Source organism: Cellulomonas sp., from assembly GCF_017744555.1.
GTDB lineage: Bacteria > Actinomycetota > Actinomycetes > Actinomycetales > Cellulomonadaceae > Cellulomonas.
The window spans coordinates 103,367-124,129 of record NZ_JAGIBD010000002.1 but is presented as its reverse complement, the minus strand read 5'-3'; the positions used below and the strand labels follow the sequence as shown (position 1 = coordinate 124,129).

Sequence of the window (20,763 nt, the reverse complement as noted above, 5' to 3'; positions counted from 1 at the left end):
CCGCGCGCGACCGCGTCGACCTGTGACCTAGGTCCGGTGTTCGACGTCCTCCGGGCGAGGACAGTGTGAGCGCGGCCACAAGCCGCACATCACGCAGTGCTCAATGAGGAGACCCCTGATGCATCCCGACCTGGCCATCGCCCTGTACTCGCGCGAGGAGCACGACCTCGAGGTTCGGCTGGAGCGGCGACGCTCCACGCTCGAGAGCTACGGCCGTCGGGTGCGTCGGCCGCACCTCGTGCCGTCGCTGCACCTGCACCACGCCGCGACCGTCGGTCGCCGCTAGGTCTCGGGACGTTCGACCCTCGTGACCGGGGGAGGGCAGGACGAGCCTGGAGCCGTGCGGGTGGTCCTCGTGGTCGAGTCCATGTTCGGCGCGACGATGCGCCTGGCCCAGCTCGTCGCCGTCGGGTGTGCGTCGCTGGACGCCCGGTGCGACGTGATCGAGGCAGGGTGCGCGGTCGGGCGGGTGCCGCCCGACCGCGACCTGCTGGTCCTGGCCTGTCCGACGCACATGCGGCACGCCCCCACCTCCCGCACCCGCGAGATGGCGGCCGCCGACGGCATCGTCCTGTCGATGACCGGCGTCACGGACTGGCTGGCGACCGCGGGCCTGCGCCGGGACGAGGCGATCGCCGTCTTCGACACCCGCGTCGACGCGCCTTTCGCGGGGTCCGGCGCGAAGGAGCTCGCCCGGCAGGTGCGGCGGGCGGGCGGCGAGCTGCTGGTGCCGCCGGCGTCGTTCGTCGTCGTCGGCAGACACGGCGGCCCCGCGCCGGGTGAGGAGGACCGGGCGTACGCGTGGGGCAGGGAGCTGGTGCGGGCCGTCAGCACCGTCGGGGCCGAGAAGAAGTGACTTAGGTCGCAGATGAAGGCTGACCAGCGCACCTAGGTTCCGAAGCGCACGTGGAGAACCTGTGACGAGGTGAGGACGGCCGTGGTCGGGACATCAGTGGGTGCGGGGATCGGCACAGCGGGCGGCGAGGCGAGCCTCCAGCTCCCGGACCTCGGCGGCGTCGAGGTGCTGTGGGGGATCTCGGGGCGGCTGCTGCTCGCGCTCGGCCTCGTCGTCTGCATGGCGGGCCTCGCCTTCGGCGTGGCCGTGTACCGGGAGCTCAAGGCGCAGCCGGTGCACACGTCGATGCGCGAGGTCTCCGAGCTCATCTACTCGACGTGCAAGGCCTACCTGACGAAGCAGGGGAAGTTCCTGCTGATCCTGTGGGTGTTCATCGCCGCGGTGATCGTCGTCTACTACAAGGCGCTCGTCGGGTTCGGGTGGGGCCGGGTCGCGATCGTCATCGCGTTCTCGCTCGTCGGCATGGCCGGCTCGTACGCGGTCGCGTGGTTCGGGATCCGCGTCAACACCCTCGCGAACTCCCGCACGGCGTTCGCGTCGCTGCGCGGCAAGCCGCTGCCGCTGCACCGGATCCCGCTGCGGTCCGGCATGTCGATCGGCATGGTGCTCATCAGCCTCGAGCTGATGATGATGCTGCTCATCATGCTGGCGCTGCCGCGCGACGTCGCCGGTGCGTGCTTCATCGGGTTCGCGATCGGCGAATCGCTCGGCGCCTCGGCGCTGCGCATCGCGGGCGGCATCTTCACGAAGATCGCCGACATCGGCTCCGACCTCATGAAGATCGCGTTCAAGATCAAGGAGGACGACGCCCGCAACCCCGGCGTGATCGCCGACTGCACGGGTGACAACGCGGGCGACTCCGTGGGCCCGAGCGCGGACGGCTTCGAGACGTACGGCGTCACCGGCGTCGCGCTCGTGACGTTCGTGCTGCTGGCGGTGCCCGACGCGAAGGTGCAGGCGACGCTGCTGGTCTGGATCTTCGTCGTGCGCGCCGTGATGATCATCGCGGCGGCCGCGTCGTACCAGGTCAACGACGCGTGGACCCGCCGCAAGTACCGCGACGCGGACCGGATGGACTTCGAGGCGCCGCTGTCGAGCCTCGTGTGGATCACGTCGGCCGCCTGCATCGTCGCGACCTTCGTGACGACGCTCGTGGTGCTCGGGGGCAGCGAGGTCGACGCCCAGTGGTGGCGGCTCGCGCTGATCGTCTCGTGCGGCACGATCGCCGGCGCGCTCATCCCGGAGCTCGTCAAGGCGTTCACGTCGACGCAGAGCCGGCACGTCCGTGAGGTCGTCAAGAGCTCGCGGCAGGGAGGCCCGTCGCTCAACATCCTGTCCGGCCTTGTCGCCGGCAACTTCTCGGCCTACTGGCTCGGCATGGTCGTCGTCGGGCTCATGGGCGGCGCGTACCTCATCAGCACGCAGGGGCTCGGCGACCTCATGGTCGCGCCGTCCGTGTTCGCGTTCGGGCTCGTCGCGTTCGGGTTCCTCGGGATGGGCCCCGTGACGATCGCGGTCGACTCGTACGGTCCCGTGACGGACAACGCGCAGAGCGTCTACGAGCTGTCGGTGATCGAGGACCTCGACGACATCGACACCGAGCTCGCGCGGGACCACGGGTTCGACCCGCAGTGGGACCGCGCCAAGCGCATGCTCGAGGAGAACGACGGCGCCGGCAACACGTTCAAGGCCACCGCCAAGCCGGTGCTCATCGGCACCGCGGTCGTCGGCGCGACGACGATGATCTTCTCGATCATCGTCGGCCTGACGCATGGCCTCACGACCGGACTGTCGCAGCTGTCGCTGCTGCACCCGCCGTTCCTGCTCGGTCTCATCACCGGCGGCGCGATGATCTTCTGGTTCACCGGCGCATCCATCCAGGCCGTCACCACGGGTGCCTACCGGGCCGTCGAGTTCATCAAGGCCACGATCAAGCTCGACGGAGAGACGAAGGCCAGCGAGGAGGACTCTCGCAAGGTCGTCGAGATCTGCACCCAGTACGCCCAGCAAGGCATGCTCACGATCTTCCTCGGCGTCTTCTTCGCGACCCTGGCCTTCGCGTTCGTCGAGCCGTCGTTCTTCATCGGCTACCTGATCTCCATCGCGATCTTCGGCCTCTACCAGGCGATCTTCATGGCCAACGCGGGCGGTGCCTGGGACAACGCGAAGAAGATCGTCGAGGTCGACCTGCACGCCAAGGGCACGGCCCTGCACGACGCGACGATCGTCGGCGACACCGTCGGCGACCCGTACAAGGACACCTCCTCGGTGGCCCTGAACCCGGTCATCAAGTTCACGACCCTGTTCGGCCTGCTCGCCGTCGACCTCGCCGTCGACATGACCGGCCGCGGGCAGCACGGGCTGACCGTCGGGCTCGCCGCCGTGTTCTTCCTGGCCTCCGCGTACTTCGTGCACCGCTCGTTCTACGGGATGCGGATCCACAGCTCGCTCGAGGAGGAGCCGGCACCCGCCGGTGGCGCTGCACCGTCGTCGGGCGCGGCTCCGGAGACGGCGACCGACACCACGACCGAGACGGCGACCGACACCGCGACCGGGAGCGACGCCGCGGCGACGGCGCCCGAGGCTCCCGTGCTGGAGGCGCCAGGACGATGACCAAGGTCGCGATCCGCTACGGCCACCTGCTCGTCGAGGGCGGGCGGGTGGCCGGGCACGACGCCGGCGCGACGCTGGTGCGGCGACTGCTGCGGGTGTTCCCCGGCGCGCTGGTCATCAGCGACGGCCCGCGGCGGTGCGACGGCTTCGACATGCTGCCGCTCGAGTTCGTCGACGGGTCCGACACGGTCGTCATCAACATGGACGTCGTCGACTCCTTCAGCGTGTGGCGGCGGCTGCGCGCCGGGTGCGACGAGCCGAAGGTCATGAACTTCGTCTGGTGGGACACCGCGCAGTTCGAGCACCGGGTCGAGCGGGCCGCGCTCGGCATGTCGTGCGCGCTGTTCCCGACCTTCGCGAACTCCGAGCGCACCGCGACCGAGGTCCGCGAGATCGTCGCGCAGTGGACGGTGCAGCAGCTCGCCGAGCAGGCCCGCATCGGCTGGGTCAACCTCGGCATCCGGCTGGAGCACGTGCGGCCCCGGCAGGAGCCTGACGTGCCGGTGGTGCTCTACCCGGCGATCTACCTGTCGGACCGCAAGGCGCCGGCGACGTTCATCGACGTCGTCGAGCGCGTGCACCGCCGGACGCCGATCCGCGTCGAGGCCCGTCTCGTCGAGTCCCACCTCGTGTCCGAGCAAGCCATGCGGCTGTCCCGGCACCCGTGGTGCTGGGTCGGACCCCTGACGGCGAGCCGCGACGACTACTGGCAGGCGCTCGCACGCACGACCGCGTTCCTCGCGACCGCGACCGAGGAGTCGTACGGGCTGGAGTACATCGAGGCGCTCGTCGCGGGGGCCGTCGGGGTGTTCCCCGACCTGCCGTGGGCGCGCGCGATCCTGCCGCCGTCGTTCCCGTTCTTCTACCGGACGCCCGCCGAGGCCGAGGAGCTGCTGCTGCGGGCCGTGACCGACACCGTCGCGTGCCGCCGCGAGCTCGACGACGCCGCCGGGGGCTCGTTCCAGGAGTGGCTGCGCGCGCGGCACGACGACGACGCCTTCGACCGCGCGATCGTCGAGCACGTCCACCGGTGGTTCCCGGCCTGACCTCCGCGAGACCCGCCGTCCCCGACCTCGCGGGACGACTACCGTCCGGGCGCTGCGCCCGCTCACAGATAGGCACCACCATGCGTTCGCGCCCCCTGGCCCTCGCCGCCCTCTCGCTCGTCCTGCTCGGGACGACCACGGCCTGCGCGGGAGGCAGCGGCGCCGCCGCCGAGCCCACCGCGACCCGGACGACGACGACCACGCCGAGCGCCACCTCGACGCCCACCGCGACGACCGAGCACCTCTCGCTGACCCAGGCCCAGGTCGAGGCCGCCCTGCTGCACCCGACGGACGTCGCGGCGGACTGGGTCGTCGAGGCCACCGGGTTCGACCTGTTCGCCGAGGAGGAGTCGACCGGCCCGTCGACCGTCGAACCCGCCGCCTGCCAGCCGGTCCTCGACGCGATCGAGGCCGACGACGTCACCCCCACGGCGACCGCCAAGGTGCACCTGACGAACGGCGACACCACGCAGCTGGTCGCCGAGCAGGTCGAGACCGTCCCCGGCACCAGCGCCGCGGACATCGCGGCCATGGCGACGGCGATCGCGGCATGCCCGACGTTCACGGAGACCGACGCGGACGGCGTCGTCACGGCGTTCGAGCTCGTCACGCTCCCCGTGCCGTCGCTCGGTGACGGCAGCGTCGCGTTCGCGCTCACCGGCACGTCCGAGGACTTCGAGGCGGAGATCGACGCCGTGCTGATCGCCGCCGGCGACGAGCAGATCACCCTGCTCACGCTCGGCGTGACCGACGCGTCGGTCCTCACGCAGGTCGCCGGCGCGGCGGTCGCGAAGGTCCAGGGCGTCTGACCGGAACGGGACCGGTCCGTACGAGGCGCGCGCCGGCGCGCCGGTCGGGCGTCAGGTGCCGTCGTCCGCTGCCGCGGTGTCAGGGAGGTCGGTCGGCTCGGTCGCCGGGGGCGTCGCCGTCGTGTCGCCCAGGGCGCCGCGGAGGGTGGCGCGCCAGATCGCCGCGACCACCTCGTCCTCGGCCGCGGCGAGGGCGGCCTCGTACTCGTCGAGCGACTCGCCGGCCAGGGGCTCGCGGTAGCCGCCCGCGCGGGGTTCGCTCATGCCTGTCGCTCCTCCCCGGTGTCGCCGGGCCGGGCTCGGTGTCGCGTGGCGCCGGTCCGGTGCCGGACCAGTCGAGGTGTCGCGGTGTGCGGGCCCGTGGTCGACGGGCCGAGGGGCGATGGCGTCGGGCCGGCGTGCACGGCTCGGCGTCGGGTGGGCATCGGTGTCGCGGTGCTGCTGGTGCCGCCCTGCCCGCAGCCCCAATGGCCCGGCGCGAGGCGGCCGGGGCCTTGCTTCGCGATCGGGCGTGCCTATGGTGCCGCTGTCCGGTTCCGGGCGGAAGTCCCCCGAGAGGGGTGTTTCCGGCGACGGCCCGGCGCGCGCTCAGGCGGGGCCGGGCAGGCGGCGCAGCCACTCGGTGAGCAGCGCCTCGACGACGCGGGGCTGCTCGAGGATCGCGTTGTGGCCGGCGTCGTCGAGGACGGCGAACGTGGCCCGGGGGTAGTGCTCGAGCAGCCCGAACGCGTCCCGGTACCCGACGACGTGGTCGTGGCGGCCGGTGAGGACGAGCGTCGGGCCGGCGAACGTCCGGCCGTCCGCCTCGGGGTGGTCGGTCAGGGCGTACGCGGACCGGACGGCGGCGAGCGTCGACGCGTCGGCCGCGCGCATGCCGGGCAGGACGTGGTCGCGGAACAGCGCCCAGGTCTGCGGCGACTGCACGACGGCCATGAACGCGTACTCGGCGGCCTCGCGCGGGTCGAGCGTCGCGAGCAGCGCGGGGTCCTCGACGGCGACGTGCGGGCGTGGAGCGTCGCGGACGTCCGCCTCGACGACCGGGCACAGGAGTGCGAGCCCGGTGACCTGGTCGCCGAGCCGCGCCGCGAGGCCACGTGCCAGGAGCCCGCCGTAGGACGAGCCCACGACCGCGAACGGCTCGCCGCCGAGCTCGCTCGCGACAAGGCTGGTCAGGGCGTCGAGCACGTCGTCCGAGCTCGTCGCGGGGACGTCGGCGCTGCGGCCCATGCCGGGCAGGTCGACGTACACGCGGCGCCGGCCGGAGGCCGCGATCGTGTCGTCGAGCGGGGTCATGAAGCGGTGGTCCAGGCCGAAGCCGTGGACGAGCAGCACGGCCGGGCCGTCGCCGCGGGTGACGCTGTACATGGTCGGTCCTCACCTCGTGCGTGGTGGCCCCGGACGGCGACCCGGGCCGCGCGGGAGCCTAACGACCACCTCCGACACGGGGCGGTGGGGACGCGGTCAGGTGGTCGCGCTCCCGCGGCCGGAGATATCGAAACCGTCACCATTTCGTGACCTGGATCACTTGACTACGTAGTCACGCGGCGCCTTGACTACGTAGTCATCCGACAAGGGCGCCGAGAAGGGACATCACCCCGTGGCCGACGAGACCGTCACCAGCAAGCACCGCCCGGTCGTCGCGATGGACGTCGCGCGCTCCGCCGGCGTCTCGCAGAAGACCGTCTCCCGCGTCATCAACGGCGACCCGCACGTGAGCGCCGAGGTGCGCGACCGGGTGCACGCGGCCATCAAGACGCTCGGCTACCGCCCCAACCGTGCGGCCCGGAACCTCGTCCTCGGGCGCAGCCGGACCATCGGCGTCCTGTCCGTCGGGTCGACCGACTACGGCCCCTCGTCCCTCATGGTCGGCGCCGAGCACGCCATCCGGAGCGCGGGCTACACGATGTCCGTGGTCAACACGCTCGAGGGCGAGCCCGAGACCATCACCGCGGCGCTCCGCGACCTGCTGGACCAGGGCGTCGACGGCATCGTCGTCAACGAGCCCGTCGGGATCTTCACCCTGGCGCCGGGCGGCGTCGGTGACCTGCCGCTGCTCAGCCTGTCCGGGTCGTACGGCGTGTCGACCAACGAGGTCGTCGCGGACGCCGACCAGGCGGGCGGCGGTCAGCAGGCCACCGAGCACCTGCTCGGCCTCGGGCACCGCACCGTCCACCACGTCGCCGGCCCCCAGGGCTGGCGCTCGAGCGGGCTGCGACTCGACGGCTGGGAGCGCGCGCTGCGCGCCGCCGGGGTCGAGGTGCCGCCCGTCCGCTTCGGCGACTGGTCCGCGCGCTCCGGGTACGAGGCGGGCGTGCACCTGGCGGCCGACCCCGACGTCACGGCCGTGTTCGTCGCGAACGACCAGATGGCCATCGGCGTGCTGCGCGCGATGACCGAGGCGGGGCGTGACGTCCCGGGCGACGTGAGCGTCGTCGGCTTCGACGACGTCCCCGAGGCTGCGTACCTGCCCCGCGCGCTGACCACCATCCGGCAGGACCTCGGCAACCTGGCCACCTTCGGCGTCGGGATGCTCGTCGACGCCATCGAGAACCCCCGGCGGCAGGACCGCCGCGAGGACGTCCCGGTCGAGCTCGTGGTCCGGGAGACGACAGCCCCACCGGCAGCCACCCGGTAGCGGCTCTCCGCAGCACCCATGCGCAACACGAAGGAGTGGAGCATGTCCAGGAAGACGACGACGTGGCGTCGCAAGGCCACGGGACTCACGGCAGGCATCGCCGTCGCCGCGCTCGCGCTCACGGCGTGCAGCAGCGGCGGGGGTGGCGGTGAGGCCACGACGGCCGCCGTCAGCCAGGCCGACATCGACAAGGCGATGCAGACGCCGACCACGCTGACCTTCTGGACCTGGGTGCCCGACATCCAGAAGGAGGTCGACCTGTTCGAGAAGGCGTACCCGAAGATCAAGGTCGAGGTCGTCAACGTCGGCCAGGGCGCCGACCACTACAAGAAGATGCGCAGCGCGCTGCAGTCCGGCAAGGGCGCTCCCGACGTCACGCAGATCGAGTTCCAGCACGTGCAGTCGTTCGCCCTCGGCGACAACCTGCTGGACCTCACCCCGTACATCCCGGCCGACACCAAGGACGACTACGTCCCGTGGGTGTGGAAGCAGGTGCTGTCGACGGACGGGTCGAAGATCTGGAGCATCCCGCAGGACTCCGGCCCGATGGGGATCCTCTACCGCGACGACCTGTTCCAGAAGGCCGGTGTCGAGGTCCCCGCGACGTGGGACGACTTCGCGACGGCGGCCCAGACGATCCACACGGCCGACCCGAACACGTACATCACGAACCTGCCCGGCAACGACATGGGCCAGTTCGCGGGGATGATGTGGCAGATCGGCGCCCGCCCGTTCGGCTGGGACGGTGACAAGACGGTCACGATCGACGTCAACTCCGACAAGGCCCAGCAGCTCGCGCAGTACTGGCAGGACCTCATCCAGAAGGACCTCGTCTCGGTCGACCCCGACTTCACCGACACCTGGTACCAGGGCCTCGCGAACGGCAAGTACGCGAGCTGGGCACCGACCGCGGCGTGGGGGCCCGTGTTCCTGCAGGGGACTGCGGAGAACACGTCGGGCCTGTGGCGGGCCGCGCAGGTGCCGCAGTGGGAGTCGGGCGGTGACCCCGTGTCCGCCAACTGGGGCGGGTCGTCGGACGCGGTGCTGAAGAGCACCAAGAACCCGATCGCCGCCGCGCAGTTCGCCCTGTGGCTCAACCACGACGCCGCGTCGACTCTGATGATGGCGAACGAGCAGTTCCTCTTCCCGACGACGAACGACACGCTCGAGAGCCCCGAGTTCACCGACCAGAAGTCCGAGTTCTACGGCGGCCAGGAGGTCAACAAGCTCTTCGCCGAGATCTCGACGACCGTCCCCGAGGACTTCGGGTGGCTGCCGTTCATGGACTACGCCTACTCGGCGGGCCAGGAGACGGTCGGCAAGGCGATCGCCGACAAGGGTGACGTCGTCGGCGCGCTCAAGGCGTGGCAGGACGACCTCGTCAGCTACGCGAAGCAGCAGGGCTTCACCGTCAAGTAGCGCCGGTCCGCGCCGCCCCGCGCCCACACCCGCGGGGCGGCGCACCCGGCCTGAGGAGACCCACCATGACCACAGCCGACCTCCGCCTGCCCGAGAAGCCCACGGCCCTGCGCCGCGGCCCGTCGCGGCTCCGCCGTCGCGAGAACACCGCCGCGTGGGTGCTCATCGCCCCGTTCGTCGTCGTGTTCCTGCTGTTCCTCGTCGTCCCGATCGTGTACTCCGGCTACCTCAGCCTGTTCCGTGAGCAGCTCGTCGGCGGCAACACGTTCGTCGGCCTCGAGAATTACACGCGGGCGCTCACCGACCCGTCGTTCCTGTCGGGCGTGGCCCGCATGGCGGTGTTCCTGGTCATCCAGGTGCCCGTGATGCTCGGCCTGTCGCTGGTGTTCGCACTGCTGCTCGACGCGGGCGTGCTGTACCTGCAGCGGTTCATCCGGCTCGGCATCTTCATCCCGTACGCCGTGCCGAGCGTCATCGCGGCCCTCATGTGGGGGTACCTGTACGGCGGGGACTTCGGTCCGTTCGCGCAGCTCGCCGAGAAGCTGGGAGCGCCCGCGCCGCAGTTCCTGTCGGCCGACTGGATGCTGTTCTCGCTGATGAACATCGTGAGCTGGGAGTTCATCGGCTACAACATGATCATCCTGTACGCGGCCCTGCGGTCCGTGCCGCGCGAGCTGTTCGACGCCGCCGCCGTGGACGGTGCGGGGACGGTCCGCACCGCGTGGAGCATCAAGATCCCCGCGATCCGGCCGGCCATCCTGCTGACCGTCATCTTCTCGGTGATCGGCTCGTTCCAGCTGTTCAACGAGCCCAGCATCCTGCGCAACATCGCGCCCAACGTGATCGGCATCGACTACACGCCGAACCTCTACGCGTACAACCTCGCGTTCATCAACAGGGACAGCAACTACGCGGCAGCGATCGCCTTCATCCTCGGCATCGTCATCATGGTCGTGTCGTACACGGTGCAGCTGTCCGCCCAGCGCAAGGAGCGTGCAGCGCGATGACGACGATCCCCGCCACCGTCGAGCCCGTCGTCACCGGGACGCCCCCCGAGACCGGGCAGCCCCGCCGGGCGCACTCGTCCGACCAGCCGCGGCGCAGCAAGCTCCTCACCGTCGCGATGTTCGTCGCGCTGCTCTACTTCCTGCTGCCGCTGTGGTGGCTGGTCGTGGCCTCGACGAAGTCGAACGCCGACCTGTTCACGAGCTTCGGCCTGTGGTTCTCGGGCACGAACTCGCTGTGGGCCAACATCCAGGACGTGTTCACGACGCAGGACGGCGTGTACCTGCTGTGGCTGCGCAACTCGCTCGTCTACGCGGTCGTGAGCGCGGTCGGCGCCGCGTTCCTCGCGACCATGGCGGGGTACGCGTTCGCGAAGTACCGGTTCCGCGGGGGCAATCTCATCTTCAGCGGGATCCTCGGCGCAGTGATGATCCCCATGACGGCCCTCACCATCCCGACGTACCTGCTGTTCGCGAACGCGGGCCTGACGAACACCCCGTGGGCGGTCATCCTGCCGTCGCTCGTCAGTCCGTTCGGCGTCTACCTCATGCGGGTCTACGCGGCCGACGCGGTCGACGACACCCTCATCGAGGCGGCCCGCGTGGACGGCGCCGGGGAGCTGCGGATCTTCTTCACCATCGGGCTGCGGCTGCTCGCACCGGGCATGGTCACGGTGCTGCTGTTCGCGCTGGTGTCGACGTGGAACAACTACTTCCTGCCCCTCATCATGCTCAACTCGCCGGACCTGTACCCGCTCACGGTCGGGCTCGCGCAGTGGCAGGCGCTCGCGGCCGGCGGCTCGGGGTCGCGGGCGCTGTTCTCGACGATCATCACCGGCGCGTTCATCTCGATCATCCCGCTCGTCCTGGCCTTCCTGTACCTGCAGCGGTACTGGCAGTCGGGGCTCGCGAGCGGCGCGGTCAAGGGCTGAGCGCCCGGATCGCGGACTGACGGAAAGCACCACGGGGAAGAGAGAGACATGGCTGTGCAGCACGACGGTGTGCGCTTCGGCGCCGCGTACTACTACGAGTACGCGGGACCGGGCGACGACCCCAAGCCGGAGACGCTCGAGCGGGATCTCGACCTGATGGCGGCGGCCGGGTTCACGGTGATCCGCGTCGGCGAGTCGGTGTGGTCGACATGGGAGCCCGAGGAGGGGCGGTTCGACCTCGACTGGCTCGAGCCCGTGCTCGACGGCGCGCACGCCCGGGGCATCGAGGTGGTGCTCGGCACGCCGACGTACGCGGTGCCGATGTGGTTGGCCCGCCGGTACCCGGAGGTCGCCGGCGAGCTGCGCACCGGCGAGCCGATGGGGTGGGGTGCCCGGCAGGAGGCCGACTTCACGCACCCCGCGTTCCGGTTCCACGCCGAGCGGATCCTGCGGCGCATCGTCGAGCGGTACCGGGACCACCCGGCCGTCGTCGGGTTCCAGGTCGACAACGAGCCCGGCCTGCACCTGCTGCACAACCGCGGGGTGTTCGAGCGGTTCGTCGACCACCTGCGGCAGAAGTACGGCGACGTCGAGACGCTCAACCGCGAGTGGGGGCTCGTCTACTGGTCGCACCGGCTGTCCACGTGGGCCGACCTGTGGACGCCCGACGGGAACGCCCAGCCGCAGTACGACCTCGCGTGGCGGCGGTTCCAGGCGTCCCTGACGACCGAGATGATCGCCTGGCAGGCCGAGGCGGTGCGGGCGTTGGCGCGGGACGAGCAGTTCGTCACCACGTGCATCGCGTACGAGCGGCCCGCGCTCGACGACGCCGACCTCGCGAGCGTCCTCGACGTGACCAGCGGGAACGCGTACTACGGGATGCAGGACGCGCTGGCTCACCCGTCGTCGCAGACCCCGGCCCAGTACTGGACCGCGTACGGCACGTGGGCGCTGTTCCAGGTCGGCGACATCATGTTCTCGTCGCGCGGCGAACCGTTCCTCGTCACCGAGACGGACGCGCAGTCCATCGGCGGCCCGTCGACGAACTTCCCCGCGTACCCGGGGCAGTGGCGGCAGGCCGCGTGGGCGCTCGTCGCGCGCGGCGCCCGGATGATCGAGTACTGGCACTGGCACACGCTGCACTACGGCGCCGAGACGTACTGGGGCGGCGTCCTGCCGCACAGCGGCGTGCCGGGGCGGGCCTACCGGGAGCTGTCGCTGCTCGGGGCGGAGCTCGGTCGGGCCGGCGGCGCGTTGGCCGACGCTGAGCCGGACGCCGACGTCGCGATCCTGTCGTCGACGGACGCGCGGTTCGCGCTCGCGGGCCAGCCGCCGCTGCAGCGGCCCGACGGGACGGGCGACGTCAACAGCTACCCGCGGATCGTCGGCGCGTTCTACCGCGGGGTCTTCGACGCCGGCCTGCAGGTGCGGGTCGTGCGGCCGCAGCACCTGTTCGCCGCCGACCCGGCGGCGGTCGTCGAGAAGCATCCCGTGCTCGTCGCGGCCGGGTACTACCCGGCGTCCGACGGCGACCTCACGTGGCTGCTGCGGTACGCCGATGCCGGCGGCCACCTCGTCGTCGGGCCGCGCACCGCGTACGCGGACCACGAGGGGCGGGCACGTGCGTCGGTGCAGCCCGCTCGGCTCGCGACCGCTGCGGGTGCCTCCTACGACGAGTTCGCCAACCTCGTCGACCCCGTGCCGGTGACCGGTGCGCTCACCGGGGAGGCGACGGCCTGGGCCGAGTGCCTCGTGCCCGACGGCGCGGACGTGCTCGCCACGTTCGACCACCCGCACCTCGGGGCGTGGGCGGCGGCCACGACGCGCGCGCACGGCTCGGGTCGTGTCACCGTCGTGGGGACCGTCCCGGGTCTCGACCTGGCGCGGTCGCTCGCGTCGTGGCTCGTCCCGGTGCCGCTCGCCGGCTGGGAGGACCTGCCGCCGAGCGTCACCGTCCACACCTCGACGCGGCCCGACGGGTCCCGCGTCCACGTCCTGCACAACTGGTCCTGGGAGGCCGCCGCCGTGACCGTACCTGTCGACCTGTCCGTCCTCGTCGCCCCGCGCGGCGACCGTCCTGCGGACCCGCCGCCCGCCGACGCCCCCGGAGGCCCGGTCTCGGCGGGTGACACTCTCACGCTCGGCTCGTGGGACGTGCTCGTGGCGGTGACCCGGTGAGCCGCTGGACGGGCCGCTGGCCCACCGACGGCATCGCGTTCGGCGCCGACTACAACCCCGAGCAGTGGCCGCGGGAGGTGTGGGCCGAGGACGTCTCGCTGATGCAGGAAGCAGGCGTGAACCTGGTCAGCCTCGGCATCTTCTCGTGGGGGCAGCTCGAGCCGGAGGAGGGGCGGTTCGAGTTCGACTGGCTCGACGAGATCCTCGACCTGCTGCACGGCGCCGGCATCGGCGTCGACCTGGCGACCCCGAGCGCGGCGCCGCCCGTCTGGCTGCACCTGCAGCACCCCGAGATGCTGCCAGTCGACGCCGACGGCCTGCGGTTCACGCACGGCAGCCGCGAGTCGTGGTGCGTGTCGTCGCCCGTCATCCGTCACCACGCCACGCGCATCGCCCGCGTGCTCGCCGAGCGGTACGGGCACCACCCGGCCGTGAAGATGTGGCACGTCTCCAACGAGCTCGCGTGCCACAACGGGCGCTGCTACTGCGACGTGTCGGCGGCGGCGTTCCGCGACTGGCTCGGCAAGCAGTACGCCGACGTCGACGCGCTCAACCTCGCGTGGGGCACCGCGTTCTGGGGCCAGCGGTACACGTCGTTCGAGCAGATCCTGCCGCCGCGCCGCACCACGACCATCCCGAACCCCGGGCAGCGGCTCGACTTCGAGCGGTTCTCGTCCGACGCGTTCGTCGCGCACCTCGAGGCCGAGGCGGCGGTGCTGCGCGAGGTCACGCCGCACCTGCCCGTCACCACGAACTACATGGTCATGGGCGACTTCCACCAGATCGACTACCAGGCGACCACGCCGCTCGTCGACATCGTGTCCAACGACCACTACCTGTGGGCCGAGAACCCGCGCGGCTGGGCCGAGCTCGCGTTCAGCGCCGACCGGGTCCGGGGGCTGTCTGGCGGAAGGCCGTGGCTCCTCATGGAGCACTCGACGAGCGCCGTGAACTGGCAGCCGCGCAACCTCGCGAAGGAGCCCGGGCAGATGCTGCGCAACTCGCTGCAGCACGTCGCCCGCGGGTCCGACGGCGTGCTCTTCTTCCAGTGGCGGCAGTCCCGGGCGGGCGCCGAGAAGTACCACTCGGGGATGGTGCCGCACGCCGGGCGCGACTCCGACGTGTTCCGGTCCGTGACGGAGCTCGGTGCGGTGCTCGGACGGCTCGCCGAGGTGCGCGGGTCCGTGGTCCCGCGGTCGCGCGTCGCGCTGCTGTGGGACACGGCCGCGTGGTGGGCGAGCGACCTCGAGGCGCACCCGAGCGTCGACGTGCAGTACCTCGACGTCGCGCGCGACCTGCACGGCGCCCTGCTCGACGCGGGCGTCGCGGTGGACGTGCTGCCCGCGTCGGCGGCGCTCGACGGGTACGACGTGGTCCTCGTGCCGACCCTGTACCTCGCGCCGTCCGACCTCTCCGACCGGTTGTCTGGGGTCGTGTCGCGCGGTGGTCAGGTTCTGGTGACCTACTTCTCCGGGATCGTCGACCAGGCCGACCGCGTGATCCTCGGCGGGTACCCCGGGGCGTTCCGCGACCTGCTCGGCGTACGGGTCGAGGAGTTCGCGCCGCTGCCGGCCGACGGCGTCGTGTCGCTGAGCGACGGGTCGGTCGGGACGGTGTGGAGCGAGCGGCTCGTCGCGACCGGGGCCGAGGTGCTGGCGACGTTCGCGGACGGGCCGTCCGCGGGCCGGCCGGGGCTGACGCGTCGGTCCGTCGAGGGCGGCGGGGGAGCCTGGTACCTGTCGACGCGGCTCGACGGGCCATCCGTCGCGGCGCTGCTCGACCGGGTGCTGTCGGATGCGGGCGTGGAGCCCGTGGTGCCGTCGCCGGGCGGGCTGGAGGTCGTGCGGCGCTCGTCGGACACCGGCTCGTGGCTGTTCGCGATCAACCACACGGGCACCGACCTGCCGCTGCGTGCGTCCGGCACGGACCTCGTCCGGGGTGCGTCGCACTCGTCGGGCGACCGCGTCCCGGCCCGGGGCGTGGTGGTGCTCCGCGAGGACTGAGTACCGTCTCGAGTAGCGGACGAAAGTCGTCCGCTACCCAAGGGGGTGTCGTGGGCGAGGAGCAGAACCCGACGGCGCGGGCGCTCGTCGCGCTCGAGCTCATCCAGCGGTCGCCCGGGATCACCGCGCAGCGGCTCGCCGACGCGCTCGACGTGACCGAGCGGGCGGCCCGCCGGTACGTCGCGACGCTCCGGGCGGCCGACATCCCGATCGTGGCGACCCGCGGCCCGTACGGCGGGTACCGGGTGGGTCGTGGGGTGCGGCCGCCGCCGATGGTGTTCTCGGCCGACGAGGCGCTCGCGCTGGTCATGGCTCTGCTCGACGGCCACCACGACGTCGCCGACCCGGACGCGCCCGTCGGCACCGCGCTCGGCAAGATCCTGCGGTCGCTGCCGTCGGGCGTCGCCGCCTCGGCCGAGGCGGTCCGGTCGGGGGTGTCACCGGCCCCGGACACCGGGTCCGCCCGCCCGGACCCGGCGACCGCGACGGCCCTGGTCGAGGCGTCCACCGCCCACCGGTCCGTGCGCCTGGAGTACCGGTCGGAGAGCGGGCGCACGTGGCACACCGACGTCGACCCGTGGGCCGTCGTCGTGCGGCACGGCCGTTGGTACCTGCTGTGCCACGCGCACCACGCCGACGCCCGGCGCGCCTACCGGGTGGACCGCGTGCTCGACGTCGAGGTGCTCGACGCGACGTTCGTGCCGCCCGACGACCTCGACCCCGTCGCCGAGCTCGAAGCGCACCTGGCCGTCGGGTGGGAGTTCTCGGTCGAGGTCGTCATCGACGCGCCCGTGCACCGGGCCCGGGCGTGGGTGCCGCGGACCATCGGGCGGCTCGAGGCGGTCGACGGCTCGTCGTGCCGGCTGGTCGCGACCACCAGCAACCCTTACTGGTACGCCGAGCGCCTCGCCGCTCTGCCGGTGCCCTTCCGCGTGATCGGCGGCCCCGAGCTGCTCGCCACCGTGCGGTCGCTGGGCCGGCGGATGATCTCGGCGACGAGCGGCGCGACCGGCGCGACGGACAGCGCCGACCCGAGCAGCGCCGCGAACGCCTCGACGCCCCCGACCGCCGGGCGGGACGGCGGACCGTCCGGCCCGTCCACCCCCGCGGGCGTCCACCGCGCCGGGCCCGACGACGTCACGCCCGCCACAGCCACGTGAGCGGGTCGCCGGCCCTGGGCCGCCACCCGTCGGGCGGGTCCTCCCCGACGCGCCCGTCGACGACCTCCCGGATGAGGTCCGCGTGACCGGTGTGCCGCGCGTACTCCTGGACGAGGTCGAACAGCAGGCGCCGCAGGCTCACGTGGTTCCCGGCGTCGTCGGCCCGGTGCACGAGCTGGTCGAGCCCACCGCCCGCGAGCGCGTCCCGCAGCCGGGTGCGCGACCGGTGCACGGCGCCGTCCCAGATCGCGTAGAGGTCGCCGGGGGTGTCGTCGCCCGCCGCGAGGAGCTCGGAGTGGTTCTCCTCCCAGCGCTCGGGGTGCCAGATCGGGCCGGGGTGCTGCCCGGCGAGGTGCCACGAGAAGTAGGTGTCCTCGACGGCGGCGAGGTGCTTCAGCAGGCCGCCGAGCGTGAGCTTGGAGGCGCCGACGGTCTGGGCGAGGCCGGCGGCGTCGAGGTCGTCCGTCTTCCAGCGGAACGTGACGCGCATGAGGTCGAGGGAGCCGACGAGGTGCTCGACGTCGGTCCCGGCGAGAGGTGTTCCGAACTGCTCGTAGGTCGTCATGCGACCGACGGTAGGAACGGTTCCGGACGATGTGCGTCCGGTACTTGAACTCATTCCGGAGACAGCACGCAGCGCATCTCGTAGTTGGGGACGACGACGCCGTTCCGCGCCGTGTTGTCGGGCCGGTACTCGACGACCGAGAACCCCAGACGCTCGAACGCCGGCTTCGCGCTCCGGCTGGCGAACGTGCGCAGCATCGTCAGCCCACGGGACCGGGCGTCGGCCTGCACGGCCTCGACGAGCATCCGTGCGACTCCGCGGCCGCCGGCCCGGGGGTGGACGAAGAGCATGTCGACCAGGCCGTCGTGCCGAAGGTCGGAGAAGCCCACGACCTCGCCGTCCGACTCCGCCAGGACCGTCGCCGCCTCACGCCGGCGGACGTCCCAACCGGTCAGGTCCGCGTCGGCCGGGCCTGCCCACGCCTCGATCTGCTCCGGGTCGTACAGTGCGGCGGCCGTCTGCCGGACCGCGGCCTGGAAGACGGCGAACGTCGCCGGGGCGTCGTCGGGGGACCGGTACGGCCGGAGCGTGATCGTCGGCCCGCCGCTGCTCGTCGCCACCCGAGCACGGTAGCCCGTGGGCGGTGGTGTCTCCGCGGGGCCGGACGAGCGCGTCGGCGGCCCGCGTCCACGGCGGCGACAGCGCGGGTGCGCCGGTGGCACGACGTGCGAGGTGCAGCCGGAGCAGGACCGCCGCCGCGCCGGTGAGCGCCGCGACCGCGTAGACCAGGTTCGCCGGCACGTCCGCGACGACCCCGTACGCGCCCGTGACCAGGCCATTCACCGCCAGGAGTGCCCACGTGCCGCCGGCGATCCCGGACACGTCGGCCGACCGCCACGCGGTGAGCGCCGCCGGCGCGACCAGCCACAGCACCGAGCACCCGAGCACCACGGTGACGACGCCGATCCCGTGGCGCCACGCAGCACCGGACGCGGTGACCAGCACCGACGCCCACACCGCAGGCACCCGCATGCCCGCTCGCGACGCACCGGCGGACAGCGCGACCAGCACGGTCGCCGCCGTCGGCAGGAACGCGGCGACCGACTGCGCGACGACCCACACGTCCCCGAGGTGCACCCCGTACACGCCCCACCCGACGGCGGAGACCAGCGAGCTGAGCAGCGCCGCGACGCTCAGCCCGGCCACGTCACCCGTCGTCCGCACCCGCACGAGCTGGGGCACCGTCCCGCACGCCGAGAGCAGCAGGCACACGAGCCCGAGGACGGCCGTCACGGGAGCACCCACGGGGGTGGGCCGAGACGCATGGCGGGTGCTCCGGGGGTCGACGCGACAGGGCGGGACCGTCACGGCGTGCGACGGTCCCGTGCTCCCTGTCGGCCGGCCGGGCGTCGTCGTTCTGGGACTTCCGTCCCTCGTCGACCACAGCCACAATTGTGATATCACTTTGATATCGCTCGGATCCCGATGGAGGCTGCCATGACCGACACGCACGTCCCGCCGCAGGAGTCGACCGGTGGCATCCCGGCAGGCGCACCCGTCGGTCACGCCGGGACGCGCGTCGAGGTCGAGGAGCGCGAGGCCCGGTCCGCGGGCGCCGCCGTGGCCCTCCCGGTGCTGCTGCTCGCGTTCGTCCTGCTCGTCGTGATGATCCGGATGTTCATCCTCGCGGACACCGAGGACGACGGGCTGTTCGTCCTCGCCGGGATCCTCGCGTTCTTCGGCTCGATCCTCGCGTTCGGCTCGCTCTCCGTCGTCAGCCCCGGGCAGACCCGCGTCCTGCAGCTCTTCGGCCGCTACGTCGGCACGATCCGGCGCACCGGCCTCGTCGTCGCGATGCCCCTCACGCGGCGGCACAAGGTGTCCGTGCGGGTCCGCAACTTCGAGACCAACGAGCTCAAGGTCAACGACGCGGACGGCAACCCGGTGAACATCGCCGCGATCGTCGTCTGGCAGGTCGCCGACACCGCCCGCGCGACGTTCGCCGTCGAGGACTACACCGACTTCGTGCGCGTCCAGTCCGAGTCCGCGCTGCGGCACGTCGCGATGTCGCACCCGTACGATCACGCCGAGCACGGCGAGAACAGCCTCCGCGGCGCGACCGATGTCGTGTCCGCCGAGATCGCCACCGAGGTCGCGGCGCGCGTCGTCATCGCGGGTGTCGAGGTCGTCGAGGCGCGCATCTCGAACCTCGCCTACGCCCCCGAGATCGCGCAGGCCATGCTGCAGCGGCAGCAGGCCGGCGCGATCATCGCGGCCCGCGAGCGCATCGTCGACGGCGCCGTCGGGATGGTCGAGCAGGCCCTCGCGCGGCTCGAGCAGGACGACATCGTCGTGCTCGACGACGAGCGGAAGGCCGCGATGGTGTCCAACCTGCTCGTCGTCCTGTGCGGCGAGAGCCGGGCCACCCCGATCGTCAACACCGGCTCGCTGTACTCCTGAGGATGGCGACCTCCGACGGGTCGGGGGCGGAGCGTCGGCGAGCCGCCGCCGAGCGCCACGCGGTCCTGCTCCGCCTCGACCCCGCCGTGCACGCCGCGCTCGCCCGGTGGGCCGCCGACGACCTGCGCAGCGTCAACGCGCAGATCGACATGCTGCTCCGCCGGGCGCTCAAGGACGCCGGCCGCCTCCCGGCCGAGGCCGGACCCACCCGCGGACCAGGCCGCCCACGGAGCACACGCGAGCCGGGGCCGGGCCCGCGCGGTTGAGCCCGTCAGGCCGGGGGCATCCGGTCGAACGTGTCGGGGTCCGGACCCGTGCGCTCGTCCCGGTTCAGGCGGTCGATGTCCACGAGGTCCTCGTCGCTCAGCACGAAGTCGAAGACGTCGAAGTTCTCCTCCACGCGCGCCCGTGTCGAGGACTTCGGGAACACGACGTGGCCGTGCTGGAGGTGCCACCGCAGGATCACCTGCGCCGGCGTCCTGCCGTGGCTCCGTGCGATGCGCCCGATCGTCTCGTCGCCCAGCACGGCTCCCTGGCCGAGGGGAGACCACGCCTCGACGGCGATCCCGTGCTCGAACGCGAGCGCTCGCAGGCCGACCTGCGTGAGGTAGGGGTGCACCTCGATCTGGTTGACGGCGGGGGTGACGTCCGTCTCCTCCAGCAGCCGGCGCAGGTGGGCGCGCTGGAAGTTCGACACCCCGATGGCCCTGGCCCGTCCGGACGCGTAGATGTCCTCGAGCGCCCGCCAGGTCTCCACGAAGTCGCTCAGCATCGCGAGCGGCCAGTGGATGAGGAACAGGTCGACGTACTCGGTGCCGAGCCGCTCCAGCGTCCGGTCGAACGCCTCGTGCGCGGCCGCGGGGGCGTGCGCGCCGTTGTTCAGCTTGCTGGTCACGAAGACGTCGCCGCGGGCCAGCCCGGACTCCCGCAGCGCCGCGCCGACACCCTCCTCGTTGCGGTAGCTCTGCGCGGTGTCGATGTGGCGGTAGCCGACGTCGAACGCCTGGAGGACCGCGTCCTTGGTCCGCTCGGGCGGGATCTGGAAGACGCCGTAGCCGAGCTGCGGGATCTGCACGCCGTTGTTCAGGGCGATGTTCGGGACGGTGCTCATGGACCCATCAGATCGCGCGGGGTCTCGACATG

The 20,763-nt window shown here is 72.2% G+C and carries 20 protein-coding genes; 14 read left to right on the top strand and 6 right to left on the bottom strand.

Translation table 11 applies throughout. The features are described 5' to 3' along the window. The first annotated feature begins 118 nt into the window (after window positions 1-118). From J7523_RS02785 to J7523_RS02765, 5 genes are all read left to right on the top strand, one after another. The gene (locus tag J7523_RS02785; RefSeq protein WP_291881948.1) at window positions 119-286 is read left to right on the top strand and encodes a hypothetical protein; all 168 of its coding nucleotides are present in this window, start codon (window positions 119-121) and stop codon (window positions 284-286) included. A gap of 54 nt (window positions 287-340) precedes the next feature. Next, window positions 341-856, top strand: coding sequence for a hypothetical protein (locus J7523_RS02780; protein WP_291881945.1), 516 nt, complete (start codon window positions 341-343; stop codon window positions 854-856). An 81-nt stretch (window positions 857-937) separates the two neighbouring features. Further along, window positions 938-3,469 (top strand): sodium-translocating pyrophosphatase, encoded by a 2,532-nt coding sequence (locus J7523_RS02775; protein ID WP_291881943.1) that lies wholly within the window; start codon window positions 938-940, stop codon window positions 3,467-3,469. Further along, window positions 3,466-4,515 carry a glycosyltransferase family 1 protein gene (locus tag J7523_RS02770; protein WP_291881940.1) on the top strand — a complete coding sequence of 350 codons (1,050 nt, stop codon included), beginning with the start codon at window positions 3,466-3,468 and terminating at the stop codon, window positions 4,513-4,515. The genes J7523_RS02775 and J7523_RS02770 overlap by 4 nt, the downstream gene beginning before the upstream one ends. Before the next feature lie 80 nt (window positions 4,516-4,595). Continuing rightward, window positions 4,596-5,324 (top strand): hypothetical protein, encoded by a 729-nt coding sequence (locus J7523_RS02765; protein WP_291881937.1) that lies wholly within the window; start codon window positions 4,596-4,598, stop codon window positions 5,322-5,324. A 51-nt stretch (window positions 5,325-5,375) separates the two neighbouring features. On the opposite strand, the gene J7523_RS02760 is transcribed toward J7523_RS02765, so the two are convergent. Beyond that, entirely contained in the window at window positions 5,376-5,588 is a 213-nt protein-coding gene (locus J7523_RS02760) for a hypothetical protein (RefSeq protein WP_291881934.1), read from the bottom strand. A gap of 324 nt (window positions 5,589-5,912) precedes the next feature. Continuing rightward, window positions 5,913-6,689, bottom strand: coding sequence for an alpha/beta hydrolase (locus J7523_RS02755; RefSeq protein ID WP_291881931.1), 777 nt, complete (start codon window positions 6,687-6,689; stop codon window positions 5,913-5,915). Window positions 6,690-6,921: 232 nt separating this feature from the next. On the opposite strand from J7523_RS02755, the gene J7523_RS02750 reads away from it, so the two are divergent. The 7 genes from J7523_RS02750 (at window position 6,922) to J7523_RS02720 (ending at window position 16,655) form a co-directional block, all read left to right on the top strand. After that, on the top strand, window positions 6,922-7,959 hold the full coding sequence (locus J7523_RS02750) for a LacI family DNA-binding transcriptional regulator (RefSeq protein ID WP_291881928.1): 1,038 nt from the start codon (window positions 6,922-6,924) through the stop codon (window positions 7,957-7,959). A 42-nt stretch (window positions 7,960-8,001) separates the two neighbouring features. Further along, the gene (locus tag J7523_RS02745; protein WP_291881926.1) at window positions 8,002-9,378 is read left to right on the top strand and encodes a sugar ABC transporter substrate-binding protein; all 1,377 of its coding nucleotides are present in this window, start codon (window positions 8,002-8,004) and stop codon (window positions 9,376-9,378) included. Window positions 9,379-9,443: 65 nt separating this feature from the next. Then, complete coding sequence (locus tag J7523_RS02740) at window positions 9,444-10,385, top strand: sugar ABC transporter permease (RefSeq protein WP_291881922.1); 942 nt, start codon at window positions 9,444-9,446, stop codon at window positions 10,383-10,385. Continuing rightward, a complete protein-coding gene (locus tag J7523_RS02735) occupies window positions 10,382-11,314 on the top strand; it encodes a carbohydrate ABC transporter permease (protein WP_291881919.1) in 933 nt (310 codons plus the stop codon). The genes J7523_RS02740 and J7523_RS02735 overlap by 4 nt, the downstream gene beginning before the upstream one ends. A 48-nt stretch (window positions 11,315-11,362) precedes the next feature. Further along, window positions 11,363-13,492: a beta-galactosidase gene (locus J7523_RS02730; protein WP_291881917.1), complete on the top strand. Its 2,130-nt coding sequence runs from the start codon at window positions 11,363-11,365 to the stop codon at window positions 13,490-13,492. Then, a complete protein-coding gene (locus tag J7523_RS02725) occupies window positions 13,489-15,495 on the top strand; it encodes a beta-galactosidase (RefSeq protein ID WP_291881914.1) in 2,007 nt (668 codons plus the stop codon). Before J7523_RS02730 ends, J7523_RS02725 begins: the two co-directional genes overlap by 4 nt. A 50-nt stretch (window positions 15,496-15,545) precedes the next feature. After that, on the top strand, window positions 15,546-16,655 hold the full coding sequence (locus J7523_RS02720; RefSeq protein ID WP_291881912.1) for a WYL domain-containing protein: 1,110 nt from the start codon (window positions 15,546-15,548) through the stop codon (window positions 16,653-16,655). On the opposite strand, the gene J7523_RS02715 is transcribed toward J7523_RS02720, so the two are convergent. From J7523_RS02715 to J7523_RS02705, 3 genes are read right to left on the bottom strand one after another with little or no spacing between them, the layout of a single operon-like run. Next, window positions 16,633-17,220, bottom strand: a complete 588-nt coding sequence (locus J7523_RS02715) for a DUF664 domain-containing protein (protein ID WP_291881909.1) — start codon at window positions 17,218-17,220, stop codon at window positions 16,633-16,635. The genes J7523_RS02720 and J7523_RS02715 overlap by 23 nt on opposite strands. A 50-nt stretch (window positions 17,221-17,270) precedes the next feature. Next, window positions 17,271-17,615, bottom strand: coding sequence for a GNAT family N-acetyltransferase (locus J7523_RS02710; protein ID WP_291882304.1), 345 nt, complete (start codon window positions 17,613-17,615; stop codon window positions 17,271-17,273). After that, a complete protein-coding gene (locus J7523_RS02705; protein WP_291881906.1) occupies window positions 17,587-18,453 on the bottom strand; it encodes a PQ-loop repeat-containing protein in 867 nt (288 codons plus the stop codon). Before J7523_RS02705 ends, J7523_RS02710 begins: the two co-directional genes overlap by 29 nt. A gap of 204 nt (window positions 18,454-18,657) precedes the next feature. Between J7523_RS02705 and J7523_RS02700 the strand changes: the two genes are divergently transcribed. Then, the gene (locus tag J7523_RS02700; RefSeq protein ID WP_291881903.1) at window positions 18,658-19,620 is read left to right on the top strand and encodes an SPFH domain-containing protein; all 963 of its coding nucleotides are present in this window, start codon (window positions 18,658-18,660) and stop codon (window positions 19,618-19,620) included. Window positions 19,621-19,622: 2 nt separating this feature from the next. After that, on the top strand, window positions 19,623-19,886 hold the full coding sequence (locus J7523_RS02695) for a hypothetical protein (protein ID WP_291881901.1): 264 nt from the start codon (window positions 19,623-19,625) through the stop codon (window positions 19,884-19,886). Window positions 19,887-19,891: 5 nt separating this feature from the next. Here the strand turns inward: J7523_RS02695 and J7523_RS02690 are convergent, their stop codons facing one another. Further along, window positions 19,892-20,731: an aldo/keto reductase gene (locus tag J7523_RS02690; protein ID WP_291881898.1), complete on the bottom strand. Its 840-nt coding sequence runs from the start codon at window positions 20,729-20,731 to the stop codon at window positions 19,892-19,894. Window positions 20,732-20,763 lie beyond the last annotated feature (32 nt).